The 22,503-nt window shown below is 38.6% G+C and carries 21 protein-coding genes; 8 read left to right on the top strand and 13 right to left on the bottom strand.

Features of this window, described 5'->3' with window-relative positions; translation table 11 throughout:
* Nucleotides 1–156: 156 nt before the first annotated feature.
* Nucleotides 157–396, bottom strand: a complete 240-nt coding sequence (locus ASF86_RS13130; RefSeq protein ID WP_056482730.1) for a hypothetical protein — start codon at nucleotides 394–396, stop codon at nucleotides 157–159.
* A gap of 94 nt (nucleotides 397–490) precedes the next feature.
* Here ASF86_RS13130 and ASF86_RS19310 point away from each other — a divergent pair, with 94 nt between their 5' ends.
* A complete protein-coding gene (locus ASF86_RS19310; RefSeq protein WP_081407704.1) occupies nucleotides 491–649 on the top strand; it encodes a hypothetical protein in 159 nt (52 codons plus the stop codon).
* A 159-nt stretch (nucleotides 650–808) separates the two neighbouring features.
* Here the strand turns inward: ASF86_RS19310 and rho are convergent, their stop codons facing one another.
* Both rho and trxA read right to left on the bottom strand, forming a co-directional pair.
* Entirely contained in the window at nucleotides 809–2,077 is a 1,269-nt protein-coding gene (gene rho, locus ASF86_RS13125; RefSeq protein WP_003655059.1) for a transcription termination factor Rho, read from the bottom strand.
* 322 nt (nucleotides 2,078–2,399) lie between these two features.
* Nucleotides 2,400–2,726 (bottom strand): thioredoxin, encoded by a 327-nt coding sequence (gene trxA, locus ASF86_RS13120; RefSeq protein WP_003655060.1) that lies wholly within the window; start codon nucleotides 2,724–2,726, stop codon nucleotides 2,400–2,402.
* 279 nt (nucleotides 2,727–3,005) lie between these two features.
* On the opposite strand from trxA, the gene ppx reads away from it, so the two are divergent.
* The 5 genes from ppx to ASF86_RS13095 are packed head-to-tail and all read left to right on the top strand — an operon-like array spanning nucleotide 3,006 to nucleotide 8,105.
* Nucleotides 3,006–4,526: an exopolyphosphatase gene (gene ppx, locus ASF86_RS13115; RefSeq protein ID WP_017388337.1), complete on the top strand. Its 1,521-nt coding sequence runs from the start codon at nucleotides 3,006–3,008 to the stop codon at nucleotides 4,524–4,526.
* Between the two features lie 18 nt (nucleotides 4,527–4,544).
* Nucleotides 4,545–5,366, top strand: a complete 822-nt coding sequence (locus ASF86_RS13110) for an acetyl-CoA carboxylase carboxyltransferase subunit alpha (protein ID WP_003655062.1) — start codon at nucleotides 4,545–4,547, stop codon at nucleotides 5,364–5,366.
* Entirely contained in the window at nucleotides 5,303–6,706 is a 1,404-nt protein-coding gene (tilS, locus tag ASF86_RS13105; RefSeq protein WP_081407703.1) for a tRNA lysidine(34) synthetase TilS, read from the top strand. Before ASF86_RS13110 ends, tilS begins: the two co-directional genes overlap by 64 nt.
* A complete protein-coding gene (gene proC, locus ASF86_RS13100; protein WP_080026326.1) occupies nucleotides 6,678–7,514 on the top strand; it encodes a pyrroline-5-carboxylate reductase in 837 nt (278 codons plus the stop codon). Before tilS ends, proC begins: the two co-directional genes overlap by 29 nt.
* Before the next feature lie 21 nt (nucleotides 7,515–7,535).
* On the top strand, nucleotides 7,536–8,105 hold the full coding sequence (locus ASF86_RS13095) for a YggT family protein (RefSeq protein WP_056482725.1): 570 nt from the start codon (nucleotides 7,536–7,538) through the stop codon (nucleotides 8,103–8,105).
* Nucleotides 8,106–8,159: 54 nt separating this feature from the next.
* Here the strand turns inward: ASF86_RS13095 and polA are convergent, their stop codons facing one another.
* A complete protein-coding gene (gene polA / locus ASF86_RS13090) occupies nucleotides 8,160–10,931 on the bottom strand; it encodes a DNA polymerase I (RefSeq protein ID WP_056482722.1) in 2,772 nt (923 codons plus the stop codon).
* A gap of 154 nt (nucleotides 10,932–11,085) precedes the next feature.
* On the opposite strand from polA, the gene ASF86_RS13085 reads away from it, so the two are divergent.
* Entirely contained in the window at nucleotides 11,086–13,890 is a 2,805-nt protein-coding gene (locus tag ASF86_RS13085; protein ID WP_056482718.1) for a DUF2339 domain-containing protein, read from the top strand.
* On the opposite strand, the gene ASF86_RS13080 is transcribed toward ASF86_RS13085, so the two are convergent.
* Both ASF86_RS13080 and ASF86_RS13075 read right to left on the bottom strand, forming a co-directional pair.
* Nucleotides 13,880–14,797, bottom strand: a complete 918-nt coding sequence (locus tag ASF86_RS13080) for a mechanosensitive ion channel family protein (protein ID WP_005036762.1) — start codon at nucleotides 14,795–14,797, stop codon at nucleotides 13,880–13,882. The two genes, ASF86_RS13085 and ASF86_RS13080, sit on opposite strands and share 11 nt — an antisense overlap.
* A 9-nt stretch (nucleotides 14,798–14,806) precedes the next feature.
* Complete coding sequence (locus ASF86_RS13075) at nucleotides 14,807–15,628, bottom strand: hypothetical protein (protein ID WP_017391225.1); 822 nt, start codon at nucleotides 15,626–15,628, stop codon at nucleotides 14,807–14,809.
* 96 nt (nucleotides 15,629–15,724) lie between these two features.
* Between ASF86_RS13075 and gspE the strand changes: the two genes are divergently transcribed.
* The gene (gene gspE / locus ASF86_RS13070) at nucleotides 15,725–17,215 is read left to right on the top strand and encodes a type II secretion system ATPase GspE (RefSeq protein WP_056482716.1); all 1,491 of its coding nucleotides are present in this window, start codon (nucleotides 15,725–15,727) and stop codon (nucleotides 17,213–17,215) included.
* A gap of 58 nt (nucleotides 17,216–17,273) precedes the next feature.
* Here the strand turns inward: gspE and ASF86_RS13065 are convergent, their stop codons facing one another.
* The 7 genes from ASF86_RS13065 to ASF86_RS13035 all read right to left on the bottom strand — a co-directional run bounded on the left by ASF86_RS13065 (nucleotide 17,274) and on the right by ASF86_RS13035 (nucleotide 22,219).
* A complete protein-coding gene (locus ASF86_RS13065; RefSeq protein ID WP_003655074.1) occupies nucleotides 17,274–17,705 on the bottom strand; it encodes an organic hydroperoxide resistance protein in 432 nt (143 codons plus the stop codon).
* Between the two features lie 88 nt (nucleotides 17,706–17,793).
* The gene (locus ASF86_RS13060; RefSeq protein WP_056482713.1) at nucleotides 17,794–18,231 is read right to left on the bottom strand and encodes a MarR family winged helix-turn-helix transcriptional regulator; all 438 of its coding nucleotides are present in this window, start codon (nucleotides 18,229–18,231) and stop codon (nucleotides 17,794–17,796) included.
* Nucleotides 18,232–18,396: 165 nt separating this feature from the next.
* Nucleotides 18,397–18,771, bottom strand: a complete 375-nt coding sequence (locus tag ASF86_RS13055) for a DUF4951 domain-containing protein (protein ID WP_056482710.1) — start codon at nucleotides 18,769–18,771, stop codon at nucleotides 18,397–18,399.
* A 14-nt stretch (nucleotides 18,772–18,785) separates the two neighbouring features.
* The gene (locus ASF86_RS13050; RefSeq protein WP_056482708.1) at nucleotides 18,786–19,610 is read right to left on the bottom strand and encodes a carbon-nitrogen hydrolase family protein; all 825 of its coding nucleotides are present in this window, start codon (nucleotides 19,608–19,610) and stop codon (nucleotides 18,786–18,788) included.
* 26 nt (nucleotides 19,611–19,636) lie between these two features.
* On the bottom strand, nucleotides 19,637–20,158 hold the full coding sequence (gene gigB, locus ASF86_RS13045) for an anti-anti-sigma factor GigB (protein ID WP_002117273.1): 522 nt from the start codon (nucleotides 20,156–20,158) through the stop codon (nucleotides 19,637–19,639).
* 102 nt (nucleotides 20,159–20,260) lie between these two features.
* The gene (gene gigA / locus ASF86_RS13040; RefSeq protein ID WP_042895048.1) at nucleotides 20,261–21,229 is read right to left on the bottom strand and encodes an RsbU family protein phosphatase GigA; all 969 of its coding nucleotides are present in this window, start codon (nucleotides 21,227–21,229) and stop codon (nucleotides 20,261–20,263) included.
* A gap of 111 nt (nucleotides 21,230–21,340) precedes the next feature.
* Nucleotides 21,341–22,219 (bottom strand): VacJ family lipoprotein, encoded by an 879-nt coding sequence (locus ASF86_RS13035; RefSeq protein ID WP_017391221.1) that lies wholly within the window; start codon nucleotides 22,217–22,219, stop codon nucleotides 21,341–21,343.
* Nucleotides 22,220–22,503: the final 284 nt, after the last annotated feature.

Genomic DNA, 22,503 nt, shown 5'->3' with positions numbered 1-22,503 from the left:
TTTTATTTATATTTTAAATGGTTTTATATAATCTTATTTAACTTTAATGATGTCCCGCTTTAGGTTGTTGTGAGTGAAGGGATTGTTAGAACTTAAAATTTAGGCATAAAAAAAGAGGACAAAATGTCCTCTTTTTTATCTAATCTAGATTATAGATTAGTGTGCAGCAGAAGCAGCAACGTCAGAAGCAGCAGCAGCAACGTCAGAAGCAGCAGCAGCAACGTCAGAAGCAGCAGCGTCAACAGCTACAGCAGCTTCAGAAGCAGCAGTAGTAGCTTCAGAAGCAGCAGCTACAGCTTCAGAAGCAGCAGCAGGAGCTTCTTCTTTCTTAGAACAACCAACGAAAGCTAAAGTAGCAGCTACAGCAGCAGCAACAGCAAATTTTTTGAATAACATGGCATCACTCTCACAAAAAAGATTTGAGATTAAAAAAACCTAAGTTGGACTGTTTTGCTTTTATTATTCCTAAAACGTAGCTAGGTAACAACGCATGGAGCAGTCTAACTGGTCTGCCGCTATGCTATCACTGCAAATGCTGAAATACTACTGCCGTCTGTCAAAAAAACGTATAAAAAAGAGAAAAACAGTCTGTTTTTTAACAGAAAAAAACAATCAATCAGCCCGAGTACATTGGAAAAGGTGGAGGTAAGCCACTAAAAAAACTTAATTTTTTTAATTCAAAAATATTTATTATCAAAATCTTATAAATAATTTTACATAAAAAACTGCAAAATGTATTTTTGTGTAAAGCTTGTCAACCAAATAAAAAGCCACTCAAAAGAGTGGCTTTTTATTGAAGATTAATCGATTAAGTTGAAGCTTTACGTTTCATTTGATCGAAGAAATCATCATTTGTTTTAGTTTCTTTCATGCGATCAAGTAAGAATTCCATTGCCGCTAACTCATCCATAGGATGAAGAAGCTTGCGGAGAATCCATACTTTACGTAAGTTATCGTCATCCATTAAGCGTTCTTCACGACGGGTACCAGATTTCTTAATATTCATAGCAGGGAAGACGCGTTTTTCAGCAATACGGCGATCAAGAGTAATCTCTTGGTTACCTGTACCTTTGAATTCTTCATAAATTACGTCATCCATTTTACTGCCTGTTTCAATCAAAGCAGTTGAGATGATCGTAAGAGATCCGCCTTCTTCAATATTACGTGCAGCACCGAAGAAGCGTTTAGGGCGCTCTAATGCGTGAGCATCTACACCACCAGTTAATACTTTACCTGATGAAGGAATGACAGTGTTATATGCACGCGCTAAACGGGTAATAGAGTCAAGCAAAATCACAACGTCTTTTTTATGTTCAACAAGACGTTTTGCTTTTTCAATCACCATTTCTGCAACTTGTACGTGGCGAGCAGGAGCTTCATCAAAAGTTGAAGCAATGACTTCACCGCGAACAGTACGTTCCATTTCGGTTACTTCTTCTGGACGCTCGTCAATTAATAGAACAATCAGGAATACTTCAGGATTGTTTCTAACAATAGATTGAGCAATATTTTGAAGTAACATTGTTTTACCCGCTTTTGGCGGTGCAACAATAATAGAACGTTGACCTTTACCAATTGGTGCAACTAAGTCAACCACACGAGAAGTTAAGTCTTCTGTCGTACCATTACCTAGTTCCATAACCAATTGTTCGGTTGGGAAAAGGGGGGTTAAGTTTTCAAATAGAATTTTATTTCGAGAATTTTCTGGCGTGTCATAGTTAATCTGGTTAACTTTGAGCAACGCAAAATAACGCTCACCTTCTTTTGGAGGGCGAATAGTACCTGTGATGGTATCGCCTGTACGCAAGTTAAAGCGTCGGATTTGTGAGGGACTCACATAAATATCATCCGGACCTGCTAAATACGAACCTGCGGCAGAGCGCAAAAAACCAAAACCATCAGAGAGAATTTCAAGAACGCCATCACCAAAAATTTCTTCGCCATTCATTGCATGGCGTTTCAAAATGGCAAAGATAATATCTTGCTTTCGGTTACGAGCCATACCTTCCAGGCCCATAAATTCAGCAATTTTAATTAATTCACCAATTGGTTTTTTCTTGAGTTCAGTTAAATTCATAAGGGTCAGAATTAGGAAAGAGTAGAGTGTGGTTTAAAAAGAAGAAAAATCGCTCGCATACAAAAAAGATTATCGCAATTGTATTTACACAATAACAATTCAGAAGTCTGATTGATTGTTTCGAAGAAAAATGTGAAAAAACAATTTCTGTTGCCGAGTGGCGATCTTTATGTTTGTGTCTTGTAAGAAGCCGGACGAAGATGATTCCCTTCAGTGCCTCTTGAGCATGTAATATAAGCCAGCTTAGTTAATTTGTCAATTTATAGCCGAAAAAAATACGCTATAAAAAAGTATAGCGTATTTTCATTCTTAGCATTTTGGCTTAAACATTTTCATCAATAAAGCTAACAAGTTTAGAGCGAGGTACAGCGCCAATTTGTTGAGCTACGACTTCACCATTTTTGAAAAGTAATAAAGCAGGAATATTACGGATATTGTATTTCACCGCAATATCTTCGCAAGAAGTCACATCAACTTTAACAATTTTTACTTTACCAGCATATTCACTTGATAAGTCTTCAAGAACAGGTGCAATTGCTTTACAAGGTGCACACCAACCTGCCCAGAAGTCAACAAGTACAGGTGTTTCAGCGTCTAGAACATCTGCTTGGAAGTTATCATCAGTTGTATTTACAATAGTCGCAGACATGGTACGGCTCCAATTTTTAGAAAAAAGTGCTATTACTACAGGAGAAAATTATCTCTATCAGTATTACATAGCTACTTAGTTCAATGTAAGGGTTTGATGCTATTATTCAAGGCTTAACTAAATTTGTCTAATGGATGCTCACGATATTCATCATCGACTTGTACAATCAACTCATAAATAGAAAAATATAAATGACAGTTAATTGTTGATGAAAATGGCTTTTCAATTGCATTCTTGTGAATTACTCTAGGCGTGAATTGTTATGGGTTTAGTTCAATAATGTCTGACTTTCTGATTGATGAAGAATTACTTGCCGCCATAGACATGGGGTCGAACAGTTTTCACCTTGCAATTGCACGGGTAGATCATGGTGAAGTTAAAAAAGTTGCTTCGATGTCAGAAAAAGTACAGCTTGCAGCTGGTTTAGATGAGAATAAAAATTTAACAGAAGCAGCTCAGCAACGTGGTTTGGCATGTCTAGCGCGTTTTGTTGGAAGATTGAGTTCTGTTCAACCTAATCGTTTACGAATTGTGGCTACTAATGCCTTGCGTCAGGCAAAAAATGGTCATGAATTTATCCAAAAAGCTGCAGAAATTTTACCTAAACCTATTGAAATTATTGCAGGGCGAGAAGAAGCTCGTCTGATCTATTTGGGCGTATCGCATACCATGGCTAATGGTGGACGTCGCTTAGTTGTTGATATTGGTGGGGGTTCTACTGAATTCATTATCGGTGAAGAGTTTGAACCGATTTACACCGAATCATTACAAATGGGTTGTGTGGCCTATACAACAGCTTATTTTGCTGATGGGGAAATTACTCAGAAATCATTTGATAAGGCGGTAGTCGCTGCCCGTAAAGAACTTTCTGCTATTGCAACGACTTATAAAATGGAAGGGTGGGATACTGTCGTTGGTTCGAGTGGAACGATTAAAGCCTGCCGCCAAATTATGGTTAATATGGGCTTAAGTGATGAACAAGAAAATGTCACTCGAGAAGGGTTATACAAACTTAAAGATAAATTACTTAAGTTTAAAAATGTTTCTGAAATTGATTTTGAAGGATTAAGAGAAGATCGACGAGCAGTTTTGCCAGCCGGATTGGCAATTTTGTACGCAGTTTTTGAAGTTCTAGAAATTGATCGTTTGGCATATTCTGATGGTGCATTACGCGAAGGTGTTATGTATGACCTATTAGGTCGATTTAAACATGAAGATATCCGCGACCGCAGTGTACAAGCTCTAATGGGCCGTTATAATGCCGACCCTAAACAAGCAGAACGTGTTGTCAAGACAGCACAACAATTATTTGATGGTGTTGCTAAATCTCTTAATTTAACGAGTGAAGACAGTGACTTACTGCGTCGGTCAGCTTATTTACATGAAATTGGTTTAGCAATTAGTCATGGTGGTTATCATCGCCATGGTGCTTATTTATTACAGCATTCTGATATTCCGGGTTTCTCGCAAATTGATCAAAATCATCTTTCACATTTAGTTGCTCATCATCGTCGTAAATTACGAAATGATGTAAAAAACGAAATTTTGAAGGCTGGTGGTCATAAATTACTTTACTTAAGTTTATTGCTTCGCCTAGCAGTTTTACTCAACCATAGTCGAAGTGATCAGATGCTTCCTGCCATTGAACTGACCATCATAAATGATCAACAATGGCAGCTTAGTGTTTCTGGTGATGCCAAACAATGGCCATTGTTAGTTGCCGACTTGCATGATGAGCAAGAGCAGTTTAAGCATTGGGACATTGAATTGAATATTCAGTCGGAAAAATTTATCGATTAAAGGGATAATATTCGACCTATGAAAAAATCTACTCAGTCCAAAGCTTGGACAACGGTTCAAATTGCACGTCATCCTGAACGTCCGCAGTTTCTAGATTATGTCGGTGAAATCTTTACAGAGTTTGACGCCTTGCATGGTGATCGTTTGTTTGGTGACGATGGTGCGATGGTAGGTGGTCTTGCTCGTTTTGACGGTCAACCTGTGATGGTCATTGGACAACACCGTGGTCGTAGTACCCGTGAAAAATTAAAGCATAACTTCGGTATGGCTAACCCTGAAGGTTATCGTAAATCTCAGCGTCTATTAGATATGGCTGAACGTTTTAATCTTCCGGTTTTCACGTTTATTGATACTATGGGTGCTTACCCAGGTGTTGGTGCTGAAGAGCGTGGACAAGCCGAAGCAATTGCAACTAGCCTTGCTCAACTTTCACGTTTGAAAGTTCCTGTTGTTGCAACAGTACTGGGTGAAGGTGGTTCTGGTGGTGCTTTAGGTATTGGTGTGGCTGACAGAGTAATTATGTTGTCCCACAGTATTTATTCTGTGATTTCACCAGAAGGCTGCGCATCTATTTTATGGAAAACTGCTGAAAAAGCGGCTCAAGCGAGTGAAGCTTTAGGTTTGACAGCAGACAAATTACAATCTCTAGGTATTGTTGAATATGTAGTAGATGAAGGCGAAGGGGCACATTTAGACCCTGAGCAAGTCATGCAAAACCTAAAAGTAGTTTTGAAGCAAGCTTTGGATGAATTGCTACCACTGGATGCAAATGAACGATGCGAAGCACGTTATCAACGTTTAATGAAGTTTGGCAGCGCAAATTTAGGCATAATGTCTTAAAGCAGGCTCAACTGTTTTCAGAAAATAGTTCTTTTCTTATTGGATGTAGTGGCGGCATGGATTCAATGCTGCTACTACATTTGATGTCTCAAATTTTTCCTCAAAAGATCCGAGTAATTTATATCGATCATCAACTGCAATTACAAAGTGCAGAATGGGGGAAACTCGTTGCTAAACAAGCTACTCACTTAGATATTCCTTATATTATTCAAAAAGTTCAAGTTACCGAAGGTAATTTGGAAGCTCAAGCACGTCAAGCACGGTATCAAGCTTATCAACAGCATTTGCAAGCCAACGAAATTTTAGTGCTTGCTCATCATCAACAAGATCAGGCTGAAACAGTAATGTTGAGGTTGTTGTCGGGTGCAGGTGTTGATGGATTGGCTGCAATGCAGTCCATTGATTACCGTGTAGACATGACAATTTGGCGTCCTTTTTTAGATTTAACTCGGGAGCAAATTGCCGATTGGACTACTCAACTTGAAATTGAGTATGTAAATGACCCTACAAATTACGATATTCATTATGATAGGGCGTGGTCACGTGAGGAACTTTGGCCTTTTTTACAAAACCGCTTTCCTAAAATGCAGAAAGCACTTAGTCGAACCAGTCATTTGATGCAAGATGCTTCTGAAATTTTAGAAGAAGTTTTGATAGTCGATTTAAAGCATTGTGGCACTGCTGAGTGTTTAGACTTAACTAAATTGTTAGATTTATCGGCTGCCCGTCAGCGCCAGTTGCTTTCGGTTTGGATGAAAGGTGATGGGCAATATCGACCTGCATTTGAAATGGTCGAGCGCTTAAAAAATGAAGTGATTGATTCAAAGTCTGATGCACAAGCTGCATTACACTGGAATCAGTTTTACTATGTCCGTTATCAACATCATCTTTATAGATTGAGTAAGCAGGCTTTTCTTGCTGAAACATTAAGTCCAGTTGAAGCTGAATCGGAGCATCACTTCCAAATGGGAGAAATAGTGCATTACGCTTCAGGAAATTTTCAGATTAAACAAAAAAAAATCGGTTTGGCTTCATCTTTATTAAATGAAAAATTGAGAATAATTCGACGTCAAGGTGGGGAAAAAGTCCATTTATATGGCCGTATTGGTCAATGGCCATTAAAAAAAGCAATTCAAGAAGCACATATTTTGCCTTGGCTTCGTCATACAATTCAAATATTAGTCATAGATAATGTTATGCTTGGGGTTTTTACACCGAAAGGATTTTGGTTGGCTCAGTCTCCGTATTGTGAGCAAGGAGGATGGCAACCAGATTTAATTTCTCATTCTTGTAATCTGGTAAATGGCGAATATGGTTATGGCAAGTGCAGTAAATTGTAATATCTGTTTTATTGGTGGCGGTAATATGGCCCAAGCTTTAATTGGCGGGCTGGTTTCAAGAGGTTTACCACCGACACGTATTACAGTTTCAGATCCTGTTGAACAGATCCGTCAATTATTACAAGAGAAAGAAGTCCACGTAACACAAGATAACGTGGCTGCAATTCAAAATGCTGATGTTGTCGTATTGGCGGTAAAGCCTCAAGTTCTGGCGACTGTTTTACGTCCCTTAAAAGGTCTGTTATCAGATAAATTGGTCATTTCAATTATTGCTGGTGCTGAAATTCAAACAATATCAAATTTAATTGATAGCGATCGAATTGTGCGAGTTATGCCAAATACACCAGCTCTGGTTCAAACTGGCGCTCATGGTATCTATGCAAATGATGTAGTGGGTACTTCGGATCGTGAATTAACAAGTCAGATTTTAGCAGCCACAGGCTTAACAATTTGGGTAAACTCCGAAGCTCAAATTGATGCGGTAACAGCAGTTTCTGGCTCAGGTCCTGCATATTTTTTCTATCTCATGGAAAGTATGATCCGTGCGGGTAAAAATTTAGGACTAGATGAAAAAGTTGCAACCGCGTTGACTCTTCAAACGGCTTTAGGTGCAGCTCAAATGGCAATTACCAGTTCAAATACTCCATCTGAACTTCGTAAAAATGTGACATCGCCAAATGGTACAACACAAGCTGCACTTGAAGTTTTTGACCGTGCACAAATCTCCCAAAATATTCAATCTGCATTGGCTGCTGCACAGAAGCGTAGCCAAGAATTGGCTCAAGAATTGAGTGACAGTGCGAAATAGCTTAAATAGGATAAGACAACTATGGGTGCAAATTCTGCGCTAATTTTTGGAATTTTAATTAATGTCGCGATTTTATTGGTCTTTTTCCGTTTTTTAATGCAATTAGCGGCAGTAAGTCCTTATAATCCTGTGGTTTTATCGACCGTAAAAGCGACTAAGATTGTTGATATTTTTGGCCGAATTTTTCCGACGGTCGCAAAAGGCCGATTTAATTTGGCTGCGTTGGTTCTTTTAATTACTTTGTATTTGCTGAAAATTTTCGGTGTGATGTATCTTTCTGGCTCTATGCCAAATAGTCCGATTCATTTACTGATTTTGACATTTGTAACTATGATTCAGGACTTGATTCGTTTCTGCCGTTATTTAATTTTCGCAACAATCATTTTGAGTTGGGTGGTCATGTTTATTCAATCGCGTTCACCTTATATTGAGGTGATTCAAGATTTAGCTGAACCATTACTCGCACCATTCCGTCGTTTATTGCCTAATATGGGAATGATTGACTTATCTCCAATTTTGGCATTTTTGGCACTCTATATTGCCGAGATATTAATGAATGAAGTAGCGAAAGTTCTATTAACAGGACTTTAAGCTGACTCAATAAAAAAGGGCTGTATTTCACAGCCCTTTTTTTATTTCTGTTAATTAATGAGCATCATCCCAGTTTAGTCCTTGTCCTACCTCAACCACTAAAGGCACGGAAATTTTTAGAACTGATTCCATGACATTTGCAATTTGTTTGGAAAGTTCTTCAGCAATGTTTTGATCTACTTCAAAAACTAATTCATCGTGTACTTGAAGAAGTAATTTTGCCTGATCTTTTGGCAGAATTTTATCTACTTCAATCATCGCAAGTTTAATAATATCAGCTGCACTACCTTGTAAAGGTGCATTGATCGCAGCACGTTCGGCAGCCTTACGTACCATCACATTTCGTGCATCAATATCTGGTGTATATAGACGACGGCCTAAAATGGTTTCAACAAATCCTTGCTCTGATGCAACTTGACGCGTGCGTTGCATATACTCATAAATGCCAGGATAACGTTGGAAATATTGCTTAATATAGTTTTGTGATTCTTGACGTGTGAAGCCTAATTGACGAATTAAGCCAAACTCAGACATACCATAAAGTAGACCAAAGTTTACTGCTTTGGCTTGACGGCGCTGGTCATTAGTCACATCTTCAATTGCAATACCCAATACTTCGGCAGCAGTACGACGGTGAACATCCTGTCCGTGCTGGAACGCATGTACTAACGCATCATCTTGAGAAAAATGTGCCATTAAGCGTAGTTCAATTTGCGAGTAATCGGCAGCCAATAGAACTCGGCCTTCTGGTGCAATGAATGCTTTACGAATCTGACGACCAATTTGTCTACGAATTGGAATATTTTGTAAGTTAGGATCAGAAGAGGATAGGCGACCTGTTGCTGTTAAAGCTTGATGATAGCTCGTATGTACACGATGCGTATCATTATGAGACTGCTCAACCAAACGGTCCGTATAAGTACTTTTTAGCTTTGCCAATCCGCGATGTTCTAAGATAATTTCCGCTAAAGGATGTTCAATTTTTTCTAAAACACTTTCGCTTGTACTGTATTGCCCAGTTGCGGTTTTTTTACCACCTTTGATTCCTAATTTATCAAATAGAATTTCGCCTACTTGTTTAGGTGAGGCAATATTAAAAGTTTCATCTGCAATTTCCATGGCCTGATTTTCAAGACCTTCCATAGTTTTTGCAAATTCAACACTTAAGTTATCGAGGAATGCATGATCTAAACGAATGCCATCTTCTTCCATGCCTGATAAAATTCGGGCAACTGGCATTTCGATGTTATATAAAATATTTTCTAACTCAGGGAATGGCTTAAGTTTATTTGAAAGCACTTCATACAAACGATAGGTGACATGCGCATCTTCTGCTGCATAGTGGGCAGCCACTTCAATCTCAATTTGATTAAATGTTTTCTGCTTTGCACCTTTGCCGGCAATTTGCTCAAAAGTTGTTGTTAAGTGACTTAAGTAGACACGAGCAACATCATCCATTCCATGACGAGTCGCTGCCGCATTCAATACGTAAGATGCCAACATGGTATCGAAATACCAGCCTTTTAGCTCAATACCGTGGTTTGCAAAAATGTGTGCATCATATTTAAGATGATGGCCAATTTTTTTAACCGCTTCATTTTCTAATACAGGCTTAATTTGAGCCAGAATTTGCTCACGGTTCAGTTGCTGTGGAGCATTTTCATAGTTATGCGCCAAAGGAACATAGTAGGCATCTTGCGCATCAAATGCGATTGAAAAACCGACCATCTCCGCAATACGATAGTCAAGACTCGTGGTTTCTGTATCAATGGCAAAATGATCGGCATTTTGCATGCGTTGCCAGAGTTGATCCCATGCTTCTTGAGTTAAAATAGTGTGGTAATTGGCGGTTCCAAGTTGGTCATCTTGACTGGTTAAGCTTGCCTGATCTTCAGTTTCTATAGAATCAGCCGGTTTAACTTCATCTTGAACTACGACCTGTGAAACTTGTTGTTTATAGCTAGAGCTGTTCGGATTATTTGGATGATCAAGCGACTGTAACTGATTTCTAAATTCAAGCTCAGTATATAGGTTGCGCAAAGCATCAACATTTGGGTCGATAAGCTTTAATTCATGCCAATCGAGTTCTAAAGGAAGATCGCACACAATGCTTGCTAACTGATGATCAAGCTTAATATTGTCTAAATTATCTTTGATATTCTGGCTAATCTTGCCTTTAAGTTGGTCTGCATTGGCAATGATATTGTCCAACGTGCCATATTCAGTTAGTAATTTGGCTGCTGTCTTTGCGCCTACACCCGGTACACCCATAATACCGTCAGATGCATCACCCATCAGAGTCAAGTAGTCGATAATCTGATTTGGCCAAACGCCAAATTTTTCAAATACACCGTCGGTGTCCATTACGCGATCTTTAAAGCTATCTTCTAACTTTACATGATCATTAACTAATTGAGCCATGTCTTTATCTCCAGTCGAGATAAGAACATGGTGTCCTTCGAGTACGGCACGTTTAGCAAGTGTACCGATAATGTCATCTGCTTCTGCGCCAGGGAGACTATATAAAGGAATACCTTGAGCTTTAATCAATGCATGTAAATATGGAATTTGTTGAGACAACTCTTCGGGCATGCTCGGGCGGTCACCTTTATAGATCGGTGAAAGCTTATGACGGAAGGTTGGTTCGGGGGTATCAAAAATTACGGCCATATGCGTTGGTTGCATACGACGCATCAATTTTTGAATCGCAGAAATTGCTCCACGTATTGCATTGGTATGTAACCCTGTAGAGGTCGTCAATGGTGGTAATGCATGATATGCACGAAATAAAAAATAGGACCCATCAACCAAGACAAATGGTGGCATTGAACAATTCCTTAATCTGAATTACGGGTATTTTACGTGAAAACGGATATGAATGCAGATTTATGATTTTTGCAGTATTTTGTATGTATAAATATACGCTTGTATTTGCTTAAAGTAAGATGACATGTAATGAAGGTGTCATATTGCTAAGCCCATGTATAAAAAAGACAAACAGGGAATGATCATTGTTTTGATCGCTTTGACTTTGTTTTTAGCCATGTCAATTGGTTTTAAATTTCATAGTGCCGTTGTTGTTTTATCTATTGCATTTATCGTAATACTGGTTCAGTTATTGTCAAATCTGCATCAGCGTCTGACCCATTTAGAACAACAGTTTTCTCATCAAGCAACTCCTCTTTATTCTATTCGTATGCAAACAACAGTGATTTATGCGGCTACTTTGGTTGCATTAGTTGCTTATATGAATCACTGGATGTGGATTGCTGGCGGTGCATTACTGGTTTTATTGTTATGTTTAGTCCAAACGATTAGTGCATTTCATACTCGACTGTTGTACCTCGAGACAGTAAAACAAACTGTTCATGTGAATGAAGTTGTAAATACAGATGCTGTAACACCCGTACTAGAGCCAATTGATCCAAACAATATGATCAAACCAGCTCTACCTGAAACGAACACTTTAGATAAAAAAGAAAATCTAGCTCCTGTACAAACTGCATGGTGGCAACCAGCAATAGATTGGATGATACATGGCAATCCAATTTTAAGAGTTGCTGTTGCTGTGCTCATGGTTGGGGTAGTGTTATTACTGCGTTTTGCAAGTGAACATTGGCAGCTGAGTTTAGGTGTGAAACTTGGATTTATCGCTATTGCTGGAGGCGTATTAACCGGATTTGGATATACCTTGCAAAAGAAAAATCAACTTTTTGCTGTGGCATTACAAGGTGTTGGACTGGCTGTTATATTCCTAACACTCGTGTTCTCACATCATTTTGGTGTGATTGCCAATCTAACTACAGCTAGCATCTTATTTACTATTTTATTAGCAATCACTGTATTTTTAAGTTTAAAGCAACAGGCGATTTATTTAGCGATTTTAGCACTCGGCATGGCTTATGCTGCCCCATTGGTGATTCCGCAATATCGCCCTGATGTGGTTTTCTTATTCAGCTACTATTTGGTTATTAATCTTGCGGTTGCCGCCGTTAATTTTATTCAGCCTTGGAAAATCTTAAATCAAATCGCTTTCTTTGCCACGATGTTTATTGGTGGTACTGCAATCGCATTTTATGCAGAACCTGCAAAATTTGACACATTGGACTGGATTTTATGGCTGCATATAGGATTATTTATTTGGTTAAGTGTGCGTTATAGCCAAAATATAGCGCGGGTTTCAGAGCATGAAAAACAAGAAGGGATTCGTTTACCCCCTTTGTTGGATGTGGGTCTTATTTTTAGTGTTCCAGTATTAGGCTTTACATTACACGCTTATTTAGTTCATGAGTCTACACAAGCGTTGACGATTGGCGCCGCAGTATTAGCGGGAACTTATGCACTATTAACTTTCTGGATCAAAAAGAGTCATCCTCAACTTTCAGTACTAGCAAAAAGCTTTTTCATTCTTGCCGTTGCATTCTTTGCTTTAATATTTCCACTTGCGAAAGGGGCGCATTGGACTGCAATTGGTTGGGTTGCTCAAGGTACGGCCCTCATTGTATGGGGAGTAACTGAGCGCTACCGTTTGAGCCGATATATTGGTGTCGTTTTAGTTTTACTCAGTTCAGTTGCATTGTTTTATCAATTTTGGGCGAATGCAGAGTTCCCGACTCTAAGCACAAGCATTTATGCAATTGCCCAATTCATTTCGGCCTATTATTTATTGCAATACAACACTAAAGAGCAACACTATTTTAGTGCCAGCATGTTTAGCGGTATTTTCTTATGTTTAGGGATGTATGCAGGTGCTGTAGCGGGTGTAGAAATAATGGCATGGCAACATCATGGCTTAAGCCCATATTTGATGATTGCGATACTATTATTATCAATATTTAGTGTAGTGGTTCACTACAAACTAAGGGTCCAATGGCAGAGTCTACAGTTAAGTTTAATTGGCCTGTTATTATTGTTAATTTTGGGTGAGGCATTTACCAGTCAAGTATTCAGCATGTTTAAATGGCCGAGTATATTACAGCAGAGTACTTTCCTCATCGCAGCAACGCTTCTTAGTGCTTTATTCATTATGGCTCAACCGCAGTTAGGTCCGTCTGGATATTTAAAGGTCTGGTCTGGTTTAAGTTGCTTAGCATTAGCAACAGTGGGGTTGGCGATCTTTCCACAAATGCCAATAGTTGCTTTGGCTTTTGTACCCGTAGTTTATTCACTCTGGGCGTATAAGTCCTATAAAACTGCTTTGTTACATCAAATTCCGGTATGGTGTTTAAGTTTACTTTGGTTGCTTGCGGTGAGTGTCGATATCCATTCTGCCGAGTACTTTTATTTTGTTCCTTTGTTTAACTTAACTGATTTCCTTTCAATTGCAGTATTTGCAGGTCTTCTCTTTATTATCTATCAACATGCTTTTGATCAAGATAAATCGCTTGAGTGGACTTTTAAAATTACAACAATTCTAGTGGGATTATTAGTATTTAGTAGTGTGGTGGTCAGAGGTTTGCACCATTACTGGGCGACACCACTATGGAGCGCTGCAATTTGGACAAATGGCGTAGTACAGCTAAGTTTGACATTACTTTGGGTTGTATTAGCGTTCATTTTAACCACATTCTCAAGTCGAAAAATGATTCGTCAATTGTGGTTCGTGGGTGCTGCGCTTTTAGGAATTGTAGTATTAAAACTAATTTTGCTTGATCTATCGCAAAGTGCGACTTTAACTCGGGTCATTTCATTTATTGGAGCAGGTGGGGTAATGCTAATTATTGCTTATATTGCACCATTACCACCGTCATCCGCTGTACAGAAAAGTGAAGAGCCTAAGCTTTAGGCTCTCGTTTTAACTCATTTTGATTAGTATATTGATCGATATCATCTTCAGCAAAAACAGTAGATGGTCGATCAATCAAACCCATTTTAGGAACAGGAATTTCAATTCGGTTATCTAAAAATCCATTTCGAATTCTTTCTTGCATTTCATCCCGAACTTTTAAAGAGTTTTCTTGTCGACACCACATTGTGAATAAAAGCTCAATCGATGATTCTCTGAATGCAGTAACTGTAACAGCGGGTTTAGGATCATCTAACACAAGTGGATAATGAGCTGCGACATTCAGTAGAACCTCACGCACCTTAATAATGTCTTCGTGAAAGTTAATTGCTAGTGTAATTGGAATACGCCGTATTGGGTATTTAGATAAGTTGTGTACAGGGGCACGAATAAGCTGTTCGTTTGGTAAACGAATATAAACATTGTCGAGTGTAAGTAATTTTACAGAGAGCAGGTCGATTGAGATCACTTCACCTTCAATCGTATTTCCACGAATGAGAGTAATCTGGATCGTATCACCGACTTCAAACGAACCTTCACCAATTAAAAATAAACCACTGATTAAGTTACTGGCAGACGTTTGCGATGCGAAACCAAGTGCTACGGTTAGAATCCCTGCCGCGCCAAGGAATACACTGAGTTTAAAACCAGCTTCTTTTAAACTCGTCATAATGAAGAGTAAGAAAATAAAATAAAAAATACCGCGCCGCCAAACCAAACGTTGATGAGCATTAAAACGTGAGCCAATGGTTCTAATAAATGTATTGGAAATAATACGGGCAAGCACAAAACCAATAAAACACAGTACAACACCGACTAAAATTTCACTAATACGTTCGGTATTGATATTGGTAAATATACTGGTGAGGCTATCAGCGATATCCTTAGGAATATTTGAATCAGCCATATAAACCTCTTAAAAGAATGAATCAAACATATTGAATAATGCTCCACCAGGTGAACGTGGTGGATGAACATAGGTCACTTCACCCGCAAGTGGTGGAGTGCGGTTTTCAATACGAATGCGTGCAGGACGATCAGAGCCTTCATAGAAAACTTTAATTTGAGAAGTCCATAAGCGCCCAGTACTTTCACTATAAAAAAGAGGCAGAGCGGTAACAGGTACATTCATGCGGTCAAAACGCAATTGATGATTACTGGTATTGTGAAAATCAATTGGAGTTACAGCACGAAAAGCACGGGGTGTTAACAGGTTCAAATCGGTACGCCCATCTACGGAAGTGGCATAACAGATTTCGCCTTGCTGGGCATTTGGACCAAACCATGTATCTTTAGGCTGAATTAGAGGAATTTCAAACAAAGGCTCATGCTGACTTTCAACTAAACCGGCAATCCATAGCGGTGTACTAATATAAAGAGTTCCGCGTTGTCCCGCTGGAATGTAGATAGGGTCAACAGGTTTAATTACTACGGAACGGTCTGCCAGACGTGGCATCAGTAGAAATTCTGGATTAGTTTTCCGGAACATGTAGCGTTCTACTTGAACAGTATGCGGAAAGGCAAAATTCGGATCTGCGATTGGGTGCCAATCTTGCTCATTATCGTCTTGAAGAGATGGGCGATAATATTCGATACGCCATTCTTTGATGCCGCGCGTTAGACGAAAAAGCATTGAACCGAATTGCCATGCTTTAGCCTGATTAATTTCAAAGTGCTGTTCGCCCCACCATTTTAAAGAATTCTGGGGACGAGGCTGATATTCATTATTTTCAAACAAGACGTAAAATTCCTCTACCGAGTTGTTAAACAGACTTCACGCTGTAATCTGCTTAGAGTACACTCAAAATCATCTTACTCATCATTATAAATTGTGATGCAAATATTGAAACAAATACAAGTTCCATATAGTTTTGCCAAGCGTCATGGTGTTTTATTTCGTTATGACGGTGATCAAGTATTTATTATTAGACGTCAAAATACTGAAAAAATTGCATTGCAGGAAGCAAGACGAATTCTAGGTAAGCCAGCTCACTACCAATTATGTACTGAACATGAATTTAATGCACTGCTTAGTACAAGTTATGCGCGAGATACAGGGGAGTCACAAGAAGTTGCAGCAGGTTTAGAAGATCATCCTGATTTATTAAGTTTGGCTGATCAGGTTCCAGAAACAGAAGATCTGATGGATCAAGAAGATGATGCACCTATTGTCCGTCTTATTAATGCGCTACTTTCAGAAGCAATACGGGTAGGAGCTTCTGATATTCATATTGAAGCTTTTGAAAAGAAACTATCTGTACGATTACGTGTAGATGGTCAATTACGTGAAATTGTACAACCACGCCGTGAGTTGGCGCCTTTGCTGGTTTCACGTATTAAAGTCATGGCAAAACTCGATATTGCGGAAAAACGGGTGCCGCAAGATGGGCGTATTTCTTTACGTCTTGCTGGACGTGAAGTAGATGTACGTGTTTCGACTTTACCTTCATCGCATGGTGAAAGGGTTGTAATGCGTTTGCTTGATAAACAAGCTGGTCGTCTTAATATGATCCATCTGGGGCTGATGGCAAATGACTATGAGCGTTTAACTCAGCTCGTACATCGTCCGCACGGGATTATTTTGGTAACAGGTCCTACAGGCTCGGGGAAAACGACGACCTTGTATGCAGCCTTATCGGATCTAAACGACAATACGCGTAACATTTTGACAGCCGAAGATCCGATTGAATATCAACTTGAAGGTATTGGGCAGACACAAGTCAATACTAAAGTGGATATGACTTTTGCCCGCGCTCTAAAGGCAATGCTACGTCAAGATCCAGATGTGGTCATGGTGGGGGAGATTCGTGATCTGGAAACTGCTGAAATTGCAGTACAGGCATCATTAACAGGTCATTTGGTTTTATCTACACTGCACACCAATACAGCTATTGGCGCGGTCACCCGACTTAAAGATATGGGGATTGAACCATTCTTATTATCGAGTTCTTTAATTGGAGTGATTGCTCAACGCTTGGTTCGTACCTTATGTCAACATTGTATGACATGGCGTGAAGCAGATACTTTCGAAAGACAGGTATTTCAGCATATTCATAGTGAGTCTATTTTGAAGTTACCACAGGCTCAAGGATGTGATCATTGTTCACATTTAGGTTTTAATGGGCGTACGGCTATTTATGAAATCGTGCCTGTTGATGATTCTATGCGCCGTCAGATTCACGGAAATGCGGCTGAATATGAATTAGAAAATCATGCTCGTCAGTACTCTGGCTCTATTCGTGATGATGGTTTACGCAAAGTACTTACAGGTAAAACTACACTCGAAGAAGTGCTTCGAGTAACCAATGAAGCAAGTGAAGCATAATTTGTAACGTGCAATAAAAATGCCCGATAAGATTCGGGCATTTTTGAAACTTGAAAAATTACTCAGTCACAATATTAAAGTTCACATCAATATTATTGCGAGTTGCATTTGAATATGGGCAAACGATATGAGCTGCTGCAACTAACTTTTCAGCTTCTTCACGGTCCATGCCAACTAAGTAAACATTTAAAGTTACTTCAATACTAAAACCTGTAGGAATTGGACCAATACCTACTTCGCCTTCTACATACGCATCTTTGCTAATATTAAATTTATCGCGGTTTGCAACAAATTTTAAAGCGCCTAAAAAGCATGCTGAATAACCAGCTGCAAATAATTGCTCAGGATTTGTTACAGCACCACCAGCGCCACCCATTTCTTTAGGTACGCCAAGTTGTACATCTAATACACCGTCTGATGAGGTTGCGCGGCCATCACGACCACCGGTTGCTTTAGCTTTTGCGCGATAAACAACTTTTTCTAATGACATCGTTTTTATTCCTAAAATAAATTGAATACAAATATATCGTACACGACTTAATTATTTTGACAAGTATATTTTTTGAAAAAATTGCTGTTTATTTGACTAGGTTTGTACGGAGTTTAGTAAGTTGATCTTTTAGGTCCAGTAGCGTTGTCATATCACATGAACTTGCATCTAATACTTCGGCTGGAACATTCATTGCCTGATCTTTTAATTTTTTTCCTTCATCGCTTAGCGTAATAATAACTTGGCGTTCATCTTGCGTTGAGCGAGTGCGATGAAGAAAATGTAGGGCTTCTAATTTTTTCAGAATAGGGGTGAGAGTTGATGATTCTAAAAAAAGCTTGGCACCAATTTCTGAAACAGTAACTTCATCCTGTTCCCATAAAACCAACATCACCAAATATTGAGGATAAGTAATACCCAAAGGCGTTAGGAGTTTTCGGTAGAGCTGATTAAGAGCTAAATTTGTTGAATAGACGAGGAAACATAGTTGATTCTCAAGCTTTAAGTTTTTACAGTCTTGGTCCATATATTCCTCAAAGAAACTAATATTGCTTTTGTAGTATATCGCGTTCTATTCAGTTTCTTAAATGTTCATAAGAATAGGTTATGAATAAAGTAAATTAGGGCACATAAAAAATGGAATAATTAAATCAATTATTCCATAAGATAAAAATCTTTTAGATAAAATTGTCTACCATAGATCTGCAATTTTTTTCATTAAACGCGCACGATATTTAGCGGTAGGATTATTTACACTACGTTGTTGCTCTTGTTCATAAAAATCTTTCCAAGCAGTAATCATTTCAAGTGTTGTTCCTTGTTTTTTAATCATAGAAACATCTGCTGGTTGAATATTTTCTAAACGTTGTCTTGCGCCTTCTGCGCCAGTTCCCCATCCAATTATTCTTTGGCCAAATGCAGGCAAAGGAATATCTTTAGGAGTAGAGGGAAGAATATCTGATTTGAGTTGTGCGGTTGGTGAAGCGAAATGATTCGTTGTGCCAAACTCTGCATAACAATGAATATTTGCCCCCAAGCAAAAAAAGCTAAATAAGTATTTCCACATGAATAATTAAACTTTTAATAGTGAATCAATTTACGGTGTGTCATTAGAGGCATTGAAGAGCGGACGAGATCTTGTGCTGTTAAATCAAAAGGTACAGTGATTAAACCATTCCCTTCATATCCAATCATACTTAAAATTTGACCACGACTATCTGTTGCCCCCGAGTGTCCCCAGGTTTGTCGTTTTTCACCATGCCAGCCCTGTTGTGCTGCACCTAAAACATAACATTGGCTATCCATTGCCCGAGCCTGTAGCAAAAGTTGCCAATGCATTTGCCCAGTTGTGTAAGTAAATGCAGCAGGAGCAGTAAGAAGATGAGCGCCTTGTTGTCTTAGTGTTAGAGCAAGCTCTGGAAAACGTAAGTCATAACATACCATTAAGCCAATATTGCCAAAAGGGGCTGATGTGACTACTACGTCTGTGCCTGGTTCAAAGAAACGAGACTCTTGATAACCACCGACCGCATCACCAACTTGTACATCAAATAAATGGATCTTGTCATAACGTGCTTCTGTACGCTCAGGACTGATACAGAGGCTAACGGTTCGGACGCGACCATCTTGAATCGTAGATCCATCTGGACGGAATGGACATGGTAAGGTTCCAGCTACAATCCAGATTTGATATTGATGTGCTAGTTGCTCAAGCCTTTGTTGAATAGATTCAAATTGCTCAGCAGTTTCACGTTGTTTTCCAGCAGCAAAACATACAAAGTTTTCAGGGAAAACAATTAGGCTAGCATTTTGCGCCTTGCTTTGTTGAATCAAAGACTCGATGACTTGAAAATTATTTTCAATATCATCTTGAGAGTTCATTTGAGCAACAGAAACAAGAGTCATATTCTAATCCGGCTTAATCGTGAAAATCAGGCATTTTGCTTATCCGATACCTGTTCAAGCGTATCTTGTTCTTTCTGTAACTGCTTCACAAGTGGTTCAAACATATTCTGATTGTTTGCATTGAGTTTCATCAATGTCTTATGTGCATCCAGAACAGTTCTTAGCATTGCATTATGAGTGATTTGTTCATCTGTTAATGTTAACGTACAAACATTAGGATCACCACAATAATTCAAAATGACAAAAACCTGCCCTAGCCCCATACTGTTGGCTAAGGTTGTGATATCTGGATTGGTAGATAGCATCACAGCTTGAATATGATGAGTCTGTTTCAGCTTTAAACCTAGCTTGGCTAAGATACCTAATACAGTACTATCAATAAATGTTGTTTGGGTTAAATCAACGATTGCACCAACAACATTCTCTTGCTGTTCAATTCTGTTTAAAAGTTTGTCTAGACTTATACAAGAATGGGCTCGCACTTCACCAATAAGTTTGAAAATATGCGTTCCATTTAAACTTGCATATTCAACATGACCTGTTGACATATAAATGCCATTTTCAGAGAAGGATAGAAAAATTATCACATAGTGCCATCTCAGACTCAAGAGTCCTTAGGTCGTATATTATGTAATTAATTGATTCGTAAATTAATTCATTCGACAAAGACTGAAGATGGCAATATCATCGGCCACATGATCGGGTGCTTGAAATGATTGATTTTGCAAATGATGGACCAATTGTTGGAACTGATCATTCAAACCACCATCAAAGGGTTCGAGGGCTCCATCAGAGCAAACAATGAAGCGCGCATGGCGATTTAATGTACAAATATGCTCTTCAACTTCGAGTTCATCAGTTAAACCTAATGGAAAACTGCTCGTTGTTAGAATTTTAGGTGCTTGATTGGGCTCAAAAATGATAGGAGGAGGGTAATGGCCGGCACTTGACCAACGAAGAGTGTGCGTTTCAAGATTTAAAATACCCACAACAATCGTAATATGCTTTTCAATATTTTCTTGAACCAACATCCCGTTTAATTTTTTAATTAATTGTCTTGGGGTTTTAGATCGACCATGGAAAGCTGCCATCCATGATGTTAGCAAACTACTCGTTACACCATGACCTGAAACATCTGCAAGATAAAATAAAACTTCTTTATCGTTTAATTTCCAATAGTCATACCAATCACCGGAAAGATAAGCGGAAGGCTGAAAGAAAGTTTCGACTTCATAATTTAATAAATCGATTGGGTTTGGTAATAAGCGTTTTTGTAATTCAGCAGCCGAAGGTAAGTCACGGCTATCTTGATTACGCTTATATTGAGCATCAATTCTTGATAAGGCTTTGTTTAAATCGTTAGGTAGTTGATTCCATACCCAACCTGCAAGAGCACCTGCTTCCCATGCATGAGCTAAAGCGCTACCTTCATTTTCAAAAGCAATTACAATAGTCGGTAAATTCCACTTATAAGTTAAGAAATCTTGTACATCTGCAATTGCAATGATGGTTGGATCATATAAGTCTAAATCATCTATGTTAATGACTTGTAAGCCTGGTAGTTTATCCAAAGCTTGCTCTAAATAAGGAATAGAGCGTGTCGGTTTAATAAAATACATAGAAGATATGGTAGTCCTTTTATATGATCACTTTATTCATCATAGAGTATGTATGATCAAAATCAAGGTATTGCCGAACTCTCAATCCGAGCAATACCTTTATTTCATCTTTTAAGGGTTTTGATTCTCATCTGATGTATCTTCTGAATCATCATCAATGAAAGACACATCAGCTGAATCACCTTTTTTCTCAGCAATTTGGAATGCTTTACGTTGGAGATACAAGTCTCGAATCATGGCATATTGATCACCCTGTAAGGTCTGATCTAAGTCTAGATATTGAGCACGTGTATCAACAGCTTGTAATAAGTTACTCGACCAATAAACACCATCTTGATCATCAAGAATATATTTCTGTGGACGAGCTTGAGCATCTACTGCTAAACCAAAACCATCACGTAAAGTACTTGGCCCAAAGAAAGGTAGCATAAGGAATGGACCAGAAGGCACACCATAGTAACCAAGAGTTACACCAAAATTCTCTTCCTCAGTTGGTAAACCTAAGCGGCTGGCTGGGTCTGCCAAACCAAGAGTAGTTAAGGTGTTAATTGTAAATCGACCTAAAGTTTTTGCTGCACGAGCTGGACGGCCTTGAATAAGCTGGTTAACAGCATTCCATGGTTCTCCTAGGTTTTTACGGAACTGGCGATAAGAACCGCGTACGTCTTCTGGTGTTTTTTCTTTATATTGAACTGCAACAGGACGCAAAAAGTTTCGGTCCAACATGTCATTAAAAGAATAAATTGGACGGTTCAGAGATTGCAAAGGATCTTTTACAGGATCTGGTTGTGCTGCATTTGCATTTATTTTTAAATCTTTAACCTTAATATTTTTTAAATCATTAATAATTTGTGATCGAACATGATGAGGTCCAACTTCTGCTGATGAGTTAGCATTAGGAGATTCACTTATAGTACTTTCTTGAGCATATATAGAGGTGCAAACACCTACAGATAACACGCTTAATAAAATTAAATTAGAATAATTCATATAATTCCTTAACCGCCAGCCAGGCTAATACTTAATGTGCAGTTGGGTGGAGATATGTTTTAATACAAAATCGATAACCTATTATCAATGTAAAATTGATCAAATAATATAGATAATATGCTAAAAAGGTTAAAAAATAGCCATACGATATGATTAATTTGAAAAAGGTATTGCAAAGGGATCTTAATCCTCTATAATGCACATCCATCGGCGGTGATGCAGATAGAAACTTGTTGAAAAACAGTTACTTGGAATTGAGTTGGTTGCTTTTGAGTTGGTTGCTT

The organism is Acinetobacter sp. Leaf130 (assembly GCF_001423205.1).
Classification (GTDB): Bacteria; Pseudomonadota; Gammaproteobacteria; order Pseudomonadales; family Moraxellaceae; genus Acinetobacter; species Acinetobacter calcoaceticus.
Note: the sequence above shows the minus strand (reverse complement) of the source record. Positions and strands in the feature narration are given on the sequence as shown.